Below are 8,938 nucleotides of genomic sequence, written 5' to 3'. Positions count from 1 at the left end.
GGCCACGACGGGCGCCGGCGCGGCGTCGGCCACGGGCGCCGCCTCGCGGGCGATGTTCAGCTGGTCGGCATCGACGATGAAGCAGCAGACGGCCTCGATGTCATCCGGGGTGCAGGTGCTGTCGACCCAGACGGTCAGCACGCCGTTGGCGCGCTCGCTGGCCTTGACCTGGCCGAGGTTGCCCATTTCTTCGAGCAGCGACTCGGCGTCCTTGTCCGACACCTTGGTGATGCGCACGCGCAGCGGCAGGCCGGCGGTCTCGGCGGCGGGCGCCGCTTCGACCACGGGCGCGGGCTCGGGCGCGGCCTGCACCGGCGGCGGCGCGACCGGCGCGGGCGCAGCGGCCGGAGCCGGCGTCGGCGCCGCGGCGGCTGCCGCGGGATCCTTGTGCTCCAGGGCGAGCTGCCTCAATACCGCGCAGATGCGTTCAAACACGGCTTCATCGGGCTCTTCGGAGGCCCGGTAGGCATCCAGTTGGCTTTTGAGCACGTCTTTCGTTTCCAAGAAAATATCAATCATGTCCGTACGCAGCGCCATTTCGCCGCGACGGATCGCGTCCAGAAGGTTTTCAAGCAGGTGGGTGGTGCCCGCCAGCTGGTTGAAACAGCCGAACGTCGCCGCGCCGCCCTTGATCGAGTGGGCCGCGCGGAAAATGGCATTGAGCTGCTCGATGTCGGGCGCGCCGACGTCGAGCTCGAGCAGCAACTGCTCCATTTGCGCGAGCAGTTCGTCCGCCTCGTCGAAAAAGGTCTCGTAAAACTGACTGAGGTCCAAACCAGAACTCATGACCCGTACGCCTTCATAAATGAACTTGCCTACGCGCCGGATTGCTCATCGAGCAATTCGGACGCCAATTCCACCAGCACATCGGGATCGACCGGCTTGGACAGCCAACCGCACACGCCCAGATCCCGAGCCGCCATCTTGCTGTCCACGTCGTCTTCGGTGGTCAGCACCAGCACCGGCACGTCCAGGTATTGCTCCTGTTCGCGCAGGCCCTGGATCAATTGCAGGCCTCCCATCACGGGCATGTTCCAGTCGCTCACCACCAGGTCCACCGGATGGCTTTTCGCCACCTCAAGCGCTTCCTGGCCGTTGCCGGCCGTCAATACCTTCCATCCCGCGCCCGTCAGCGTCGCCTGGACGATCATTCTCATCGTCGCCGAATCGTCCGCCACCAGAATCGTTGCCGCCATTGCTATCGAGCCCCTTCGGCGGGCGGCGTTGCCGCCGCGTCGCCCTGCTTGGTTGCCGTCGTGGCCTGGGCGGCGGCGTTCACCGCCTCCACGGCCGTTCCAACCTCGCGGGCATCCTTGGCGCTGACGTCCGCAGCCGCGGCGTTCTCGTTTTCGATGCGCCGCTGGGTGCTCTGGTTGAGCACCACTAGGCTGATACGTCTATTAACGGCCGCATATGGATCATCTTTAACGAGGCTCATGCTGGAAGACAGCCCCTGGATGCGCATGACCTTGCTTTCGTTCATGCCGCCGGCCACCAGTTCCTGGCGCGAGGCGTTGGCACGATCGGCCGAGAGTTCCCAGTTACTGTAGGCGCGCTCGCCGCGCGCGTACTGCGACGCGTCGGTATGGCCCGAGATGCTGACCTTGTTGGGCAGCTCGTTCAGAACCGGCCCCAATTCCCGCAGGATGTCGCGCATGTAGGGCTGCACCTCGGCGCGGCCGGTCGCGAACATGGGACGGTTCTGGTTGTCGATGATCTGGATCCGCAGGCCTTCGGTGGTCAGGTCGATCAGCAACTGGGGCCGGAAGCTCTTGAGCACCGGGCTGTTCTCGATGACGTTTTCCAGCCGCTTCTTGAGGTTTTCCAGGCGGTGCTGGTCGCGCCGCTCGGCGTCGCCCATCGGCTGAGCCTCGACCCGATTGCCCTGGGCGCGGCGCTCGTCGCCGTCGCTGCGCAGGGGGTCGCGGCCGCCGCCGGGGACCGCGCTGGTCTCGGCCGAGCTGCTGGGACCGCCGGTCAGCGCCACGCGCAGGGGCATGCGGAAGTATTCGGCGATGCCCTTGAGTTCCTCGCGCGGCACGATGCTGATCAGCCACATCACCAGGAAGAACGCCATCATCGCCGTGATGAAGTCGGCGTAGGCGATCTTCCAGCTGCCGCCGTGGTGTCCGCCGCCGTGGACCTTCTTGCGGCGGATCACCACACGGTGGTTGTTTACCGTGCTCATGGCCCGCTCCGTCAGGCCTTGGCGGTGGACTTGGTCTGCCGGACGTGCTCTTCCAGCTCACCGAAAGTCGGACGCACCGACGAATACAGCACCTTGCGGCCGAATTCGACCGCCAGCTGCGGCGGGTAGCCGTTCATGCTGGCCAGCAGCGTGGTCTTGATGCATTCCAGCACCTTCATGGCCTCGTCCGTGCGGCGCTCGATGCGCGAAGCCAGCGGACCGACGAAGCCGTAGGCCAGCAAAATGCCCAGGAAGGTGCCGACCATGGCCTTGGAGATCAGGTCGCCCAGGATGGCGGGCGGCTGGTCCACGGCGGCCAGCGCCTTGATCACGCCCAGCACCGCGGCCACGATGCCGAACGCGGGCAGGCCGTCGGCCATCTGCCGGATCATGCTCGCGGGCACTTCGCGCTCGTGGCGGTAGGTCTCGATTTCCTCGTCCATGAGCGTTTCGATCTCGAACGAGCTCATGTTGCCGCTGATCATGATGCGCAGGTAGTCCGTGATGAACTCCATGAGCTTCTCGTCTTTGGCGATGCGCGGACACTCGCTGAAGATCGGACTGGAGGCCGGATCCTCGATGTGCGATTCGATGGCCATCAGGCCTTCGCGGCGCGCCTTGTTCAGCAGCACGTACAGGAGCGCCATGAGCTCCATGTAGACGTCCTTGCCGTAGCGCGAGCTTTTCAGCGTGTCCGGCAGTGCCTTCTTGACCAGCATCAGCGACTTCTTGCTGTTGCCGGCCAGGAACGCGCCGAAGGCCGCGCCGAAGATCAACGTCAATTCGAACGGCTGGTAAAGCGCGCCCATGTGGCCGCCCAGCGCTACGAAGCTGCCGATGACCGACACGATCACCACTAGAAAACCGATAACAATCAACACATCAGGCCCCTGCCAACGAAGTCTAAAACCGGCGTCAATGATCCCCTGTTCCCCCCAACCCAAAAAGGCGGGTTACGGGGAGTTTTCCAGGGCTTTTGATGTATTTGGACGCGCCGCTCAGGAACGGGCGGCGTCTACGGCTGGCGCGGGACGGCTGCCCGCGCGCGCCTTGGCGGCGGCGCGGGTCTTGCCGGCCCGGGGTGGCGGACGGCAGATCGCGCACACGAAATCCGACTGCGGATCATGCGCGTGCGCGATGAAATGTCCGCCGCACTGGCGGCAGGCGGACAGCTGCAGCATGCCGCTGTCGAAGAACCGCACCAGCATCCAGGCCCGGGTGAAGCTCAGCACGGGCTCGGCGGATTCGGCGTTGTCCACGCCGGCGTTCTCGAGATAGAGGCGGTACGCGTCGATGATGGCGCGGATGCCCTTGCTGCTGGTGCGCGTATTCAGGAACGAATACACGTTGTAGAACAACGAGGAATGGATATTCGGCAACCAGGTCATGAACCAGTCGACCGAAAAAGGCAGCATGCCCTTCGGTGGCGAGCAGCCGCGGATTTCGCGGTACAGACGTGCCAGGCGGTCGTGGCTGAGGCTGGTTTCAGCCTCCAACACCTGCAGCCGCGCGCCCAGAGTGATCATGGAGCTGGCTAGCAGGATGTCATCCGCTTCCTGCGAAACGCTCTTGGTGGCCATTACACGTGTCCGAGTGGGAATCGACAGGCCGTCAGGCCAGTTCTTCAACAGGTTGCTTGGCCAGCAGGATCGTCGCGTGCGCTTGCTGCAGCGCGCCGCCCAGCACATCATGGGTCAGTGCGGACAGCAGGCTGTAGTCGTCGAAACGGAAACGGCACAGGAGCGAACTGGAGCTGGCCAGCTTCACCAGCTGAGCCGGAGAAAGACGCATCAGGATATCGGCAACCTCGTTGCTGAAACCCAGGCGGAACATCGATGCAGCATAGTCATCGCGCAGCATGCGCTGTGCGAGAAGAAGGTAGGACAGATTCACTTCACGGATATCTGCCAGCAAAGAATTTTCGACTTGTTGCACGCCCGACTCCCTATTCCCTATCCCACCGAAGGGGCTTGATAACCAAGGACAATGGCAACGTTTGTTGCACAGTATCCGCTGCATCCTGTTTTAATGCGAAATGTATCATTTGTTCGCAATTTAAGTAAAATTTACCACAGGTCATGTCATTTTCTATGACTTATATGACAAATCTTTGTTGATATCGCGCAACTAGAGACTTTAGATACACCTTGACATAGAAAGTCCTGGCAAATGTACGTCAATTTGGCAAATAAGCATTCAAAACGTTGCGTGCTTTAAGGAATGAAATACCGACTTTTGCCGACAATGACACCTTGCCGATCACAAAATATTGCTAGCTTTAGCGTAGCCGCGCGTTTGTCGACAATGTCGCAAATTGACAACAACCGACAATGCGTCACGATGGACACCGCCTGACACTCCCGCAATGCCCCACGCAGATGACAGCTTGGTCGAATATGCCCCGCTAGTGCGGAAGCTGGCCCTGCAATTGCTCGCCCGGCTGCCGGCCAGCGTTGAGCTCGACGACCTGATCCAAGCCGGCATGATCGGCCTCTTGGATGCCGTGCGCCGCTACCAGGAAACCGCCGACGCCCAGTTCGAGACCTACGCCACCACCCGCATCCGCGGCGCCATGCTCGACGAGCTGCGGGGCCAGGACTGGCTGCCGCGCAGCGTGCGCGCCAAGGCCCGCAAGATCGAACAGGCCATCCAGCAGCTCGAGCAGCGCCTGATGCGCGCGCCCTCCGAGGCCGAGATCGCGCAGCAGATGGAAATGCCGCTGGCCGAATATCAGACGCTGTTACACGACGCCCAGGGCGTGCAGATCGTCCACTACGAAGACTTCGCCACCGAGCACGACGCCGCGTCGGGCCAGACCGACTGGACCGCCACGCTGAATCACGGCACCGCCGGCGGCAACCCGCTGGACTCGCTGCTGGCCGGCGATTTCCGCCAGGCGCTGATCCTGGCCATCGACACCCTGCCCGACCGCGAGAAACTGCTGTTGTCGCTGTGCTACGAACAGGGCCTGAACCTGAAGGAAATCGGCGCGATCATGAACGTGACCGAGGCCCGCGTCTGCCAATTGCGCTCGCAGGCCACCGCGCGCATCCGCGCCAAGCTGCGCGAACAGGCCTGGCAGCACCTGCCCCAGGAAGGGCAGATCGCGCAGATCATCTGACGGGCGCAGCCGCCGGACCGGATGCCCCGTCCGACGCCCAGGCGGCGCGTCTTGCGTCCGGAATTCCGGGAAAATCGGACGTTGTTCATGCCATTACGCCCCCGGCGCCCTTGTTAGCCTTCCACGCTGACACCAATAATGGTGCGCGCGGCGATCCGCCGCCGGCCGCGCACCGCGATCCCTGGAATTTCGCCATGAGCGCACCCGACGTCCTGACGCAGGCCATTTCCGACGCCTACGACGAAACCCCGTACATTTCCCTGCCCTTTTCCTACACCTCGCCCGGCAACCTGCGCGCGGTCGCGCACCTGTACCAGTTGCCGGCGCCGGCGCTGGAGCAGGCCCGGGTGCTGGAACTGGGCTGCGCCGCCGGCGGCAACCTGTTGCCATTCGCGCTGGCCTACCCCGAGGCCCGCGTCGTCGGCATCGACCTGTCGCCGCAGCAGATTGACGCGGGCCGGCTGATCGCGGAAGCGGCGGGCGCGCGTAATCTCGACCTGCGGGCCATGAGCCTGACGGACATCACCGCCGACTTCGGCACTTTCGACTACATCATCTGCCACGGCGTGTTCAGCTGGGTGCCGCCGGAGGTGCGTGACGCGATCCTGCGCATCTGCCGCGAAAACCTGGCGCCGCAAGGCATCGCCTACGTCAGCTACAACACCTATCCGGGCTGGAAGGCGTCCGACGTGATCCGCGACGCCATGATCCTGAACAGCTTCGGCGCGGAAACACCGCAGGACAAGCTGGTTCGCGCCAAGGCCATGCTGGAACTGATCGAGGGCGGCCTGTGGCAGAGCAACCCGCTGCGCTCGGCGCTGCAGGAAGCCGCCCGCAAGCTGCGCGGACAGACCGATCACTATCTGCTGCACGAATACCTGGAGGCGATCAACACGCCCTGCTATTTCCTGGAATTCGCCGCCGCGGCGCAACAAGCCGGCCTGGCCTACGTGACCGATGCCGAACCGCAATTGACGTTCCCCTCCACGTTCGGCGGCACCGTGGCGCTGGGCCTGAACGGGCTGTCGGTCAACGCCGGCCGGGAAATGCGCGAGCAATACCTCGATTTCGCCATCGGCCGCTCGTTCCGCAAGAGCCTGCTGGTGCATGCCGAGCGCGCCGGCGACATTCTCGACCAACCCGAGGGCGGCGCCTTTGTCGCCATGCATTTCGCCGCCGACCTGACGCCGCTGCCCGGCGCGGCGGGCGCCCCGGCCGGGCAACGCCAGCTCCGCACCGCCGCCGGGACCGCCATCACCACCCAGGATCCGGGCATGATCGCGTTGATGGAAACGCTGGCCCAGGCCTGGCCGCGATCGCTGCCATTCGCCGCGCTGCTCGAAACCCAGCGCGGACACGCGGCCGACGCGGCGGCCGACACCCTGGCCAACGCGATGATCGGCCACCTGGTGACGCTGGTGCAGGCCAGCGCCCTCCACTACCGCCTGGAACCGGCCGCCTACCAACCCGCGCAGGCCAAGCCGCGCCTGATCCCCGGCGCCCTGCAATTACTACAAGAAGTAACAAAACCGAATTCCCAGGTCGGCATGCACAACCTCTGGCATCACCCGGTCACGGCGCCCACCGACGCCCCGCACCAATATCTGATGCGCCACATCGACGGCGAGCACAGCAGCGCCGAACTGCGCACCCTGGCGCGCGACGCGCTGACCGCGGGACGCCATCCGCACCCGGACGGCAAATCCTACAAGGGCGCCCGCAACCTGGATCCGGTGGCCCAGGAAATCGTCAACAGCCTGCTGGCCGCCCTGCGCCGCGCCGGCCTGCTGCTGCACTGACAGGCCCGTCCGGCGGCCGTGCTCCGGCCGTCGGACAAGTCTGTATATGGTGCTTCCTCACCCGTCCGGCCGCCCGGCCAGACCGTAAGACCAGTCTGTAAGTGGTATCCAACAACATTTTGCGAATACCAAAAAAAAGCCCTAAAGATTGATTTGCGACTGCCGTAATCCTTGCAACGGAGAAATTCGAAGACGCAAGAAATCGAATTCTTCCCGTTACAACGATGGGCGGCCCCGCTGCCCGGTTTGAAGAAGCCTTTCTCTCTTGGGAGCCTAAACATGGCTGCAGTCATTAACACCAACTACTTGTCGCTGGTTGCTCAGAACAACCTGAACAAGTCGCAATCTTCCCTGGGTACCGCCATCGAACGCCTGTCGTCGGGCCTGCGCATCAACAGCGCCAAGGACGACGCCGCCGGTATGGCCATTGCCAACCGCTTCACCGCCAACGTGAAGGGTCTGACCCAAGCCGCTCGTAACGCCAACGACGGTATCTCGCTGGCCCAGACGACGGAAGGCGCCGCCTCCGAAATCAACACCCACCTGCAGCGCGTTCGCGAACCGTCGGTGCAAGCCGGCAACGGCAGCTACTCGCAAGAGCAGCTGAACTCGATGCAAGACGAAATCAACCAGCGTCTGTCGGACATCGACCGCATCTCGCAACAAACCGACTTCAACGGCGTGAAGGTTCTGTCGGCCAACGCCAAGCCCCTGACGCTGCAAGTCGGCGCCAACGACGGCGAAACCATCACCCTGAACCTGTCGGAAATCAGCGTCAAGACGCTGGGTCTGGACGGCTTCAACGTGAACGGCACCGGCGTGACGCAAAACCGCACCGCCACCGTGTCCGACCTGCAAGCCGCTGGCGGTTCCGCCACCGGCAACGACTGGACCGTGACCACGAACCACGCCAGCGCCACCGCTGACCAAGTGTTCGCCAAGCTGGAAGGCGGCAACAAGGTCACCATCGGTACCGGCACCGCCGCTACCGTCTACAGCTACGACGCCGCCAACAAGAACTTCACGTTCACCGACAAGTCGGCCTCGAACGCCGCCACCGTCACCTCGCTGGCCAACTCGCTGCGCCCGGCCACCGGCACCACGACCGCCACCTACACCCACAGCAACGGCTCCGCTTCGACCTCGTTCGAAGTCGACGCCACGGGCAAGGTCACCGCCGGCGGTCAAGCCGCCTACCTGGACGCCGCCGGCAACCTGACGACCAACAGCGCCAGCGCCACCGCCGCCACGCTCGACTCCGTCATGACGGCTGCGTCGAACAACACCGGCACCGCCGGTTCGTCGTCGGTCTCCATCAATGGCAAGACGTACTCCAACACGGGTACGGCCAACCAACTGACGTTCACCAACACCATCGCTTCCGATGCGCTGCTGGCCAACGTCAAGGCTGCCGCCAACTCGACGATCCAGCTGGGTCAAGGCATCACCAGCGCCACGGTCACGCTGGCCAACGGCACCTCGTCCGACACGTACGTCGACGACAAGGGCGCGTTCACGACCACCAAGAACTACACCACCGTCTACACCGTCGACCCCAACACGGGCAAGGCCACGGTCAAGAGCGGCACGGGCGCAGGCGACTACGCTCCCAAGGTTGGCTCCACCGCCTACGTCAGCGCCTCGGGCAAGCTGACCACGGACACGACCAGCAAGGGCACGCTGACCACCGATCCGCTGAAGACGCTGGACGCCGCCTTCACCAAGCTGGACAAGCTGACCGGTGAACTGGGTGCCGTGCAGAACCGTCTGGAATCGACCATCGCCAACCTGAACAACGTGGTCAACAACCTGTCGAACGCCCGTTCGCGC

9 protein-coding genes are annotated in these 8,938 nt (G+C 63.9%); 3 read left to right on the top strand and 6 right to left on the bottom strand.

The window, feature by feature from the left end:
* The 6 genes from AOZ49_RS30575 to flhD form a co-directional block, all read right to left on the bottom strand.
* Positions 1-786, bottom strand: a 786-nt coding sequence (locus AOZ49_RS30575; protein WP_197286803.1) for an Hpt domain-containing protein, incomplete at its 3' end; no start/stop codon positions are given.
* 29 nt (positions 787-815) lie between these two features.
* Positions 816-1,196 carry a response regulator gene (locus AOZ49_RS30570; RefSeq protein ID WP_006387511.1) on the bottom strand — a complete coding sequence of 127 codons (381 nt, stop codon included), beginning with the start codon at positions 1,194-1,196 and terminating at the stop codon, positions 816-818.
* A 2-nt stretch (positions 1,197-1,198) separates the two neighbouring features.
* The gene (gene motB / locus AOZ49_RS30565) at positions 1,199-2,188 is read right to left on the bottom strand and encodes a flagellar motor protein MotB (RefSeq protein WP_049074404.1); all 990 of its coding nucleotides are present in this window, start codon (positions 2,186-2,188) and stop codon (positions 1,199-1,201) included.
* Positions 2,189-2,199: 11 nt separating this feature from the next.
* Positions 2,200-3,069 carry a flagellar motor stator protein MotA gene (motA, locus tag AOZ49_RS30560; RefSeq protein WP_054479639.1) on the bottom strand — a complete coding sequence of 290 codons (870 nt, stop codon included), beginning with the start codon at positions 3,067-3,069 and terminating at the stop codon, positions 2,200-2,202.
* A 117-nt stretch (positions 3,070-3,186) separates the two neighbouring features.
* Positions 3,187-3,768, bottom strand: a complete 582-nt coding sequence (gene flhC, locus AOZ49_RS30555) for a flagellar transcriptional regulator FlhC (RefSeq protein WP_006394423.1) — start codon at positions 3,766-3,768, stop codon at positions 3,187-3,189.
* Positions 3,769-3,799: 31 nt separating this feature from the next.
* On the bottom strand, positions 3,800-4,123 hold the full coding sequence (flhD, locus tag AOZ49_RS30550) for a flagellar transcriptional regulator FlhD (RefSeq protein WP_006219025.1): 324 nt from the start codon (positions 4,121-4,123) through the stop codon (positions 3,800-3,802).
* A 430-nt stretch (positions 4,124-4,553) separates the two neighbouring features.
* On the opposite strand from flhD, the gene AOZ49_RS30545 reads away from it, so the two are divergent.
* The 3 genes from AOZ49_RS30545 to AOZ49_RS30535 form a co-directional block, all read left to right on the top strand.
* Positions 4,554-5,309, top strand: coding sequence for an RNA polymerase sigma factor FliA (locus AOZ49_RS30545; protein ID WP_054479637.1), 756 nt, complete (start codon positions 4,554-4,556; stop codon positions 5,307-5,309).
* A gap of 194 nt (positions 5,310-5,503) precedes the next feature.
* Positions 5,504-7,108 carry a methyltransferase regulatory domain-containing protein gene (locus tag AOZ49_RS30540; RefSeq protein WP_054479635.1) on the top strand — a complete coding sequence of 535 codons (1,605 nt, stop codon included), beginning with the start codon at positions 5,504-5,506 and terminating at the stop codon, positions 7,106-7,108.
* A 279-nt stretch (positions 7,109-7,387) separates the two neighbouring features.
* Positions 7,388-8,938 (top strand): flagellin N-terminal helical domain-containing protein (locus AOZ49_RS30535; RefSeq protein WP_054479633.1); only part of this gene is annotated, 1,551 nt, incomplete at its 3' end.

The sequence above is a fragment of the Achromobacter sp. 2789STDY5608615 genome (assembly GCF_001298995.1).
GTDB lineage: Bacteria > Pseudomonadota > Gammaproteobacteria > Burkholderiales > Burkholderiaceae_B > Achromobacter > Achromobacter insuavis.
Note: the sequence above shows the minus strand (reverse complement) of the source record. Positions and strands in the feature narration are given on the sequence as shown.

Coding starts and splice junctions, on each gene's coding strand:
- AOZ49_RS30540 (WP_054479635.1), top strand. CDS start 5,504: ATGAGCGCACCCGACGTCCTGACGCAGGCCATTTCCGACGCCTACGAC.
- AOZ49_RS30545 (WP_054479637.1), top strand. CDS start 4,554: ATGCCCCACGCAGATGACAGCTTGGTCGAATATGCCCCGCTAGTGCGG.
- AOZ49_RS30570 (WP_006387511.1), bottom strand. CDS start 1,196: ATGGCGGCAACGATTCTGGTGGCGGACGATTCGGCGACGATGAGAATG.
- motB (WP_049074404.1), bottom strand. CDS start 2,188: ATGAGCACGGTAAACAACCACCGTGTGGTGATCCGCCGCAAGAAGGTC.
- flhC (WP_006394423.1), bottom strand. CDS start 3,768: ATGGCCACCAAGAGCGTTTCGCAGGAAGCGGATGACATCCTGCTAGCC.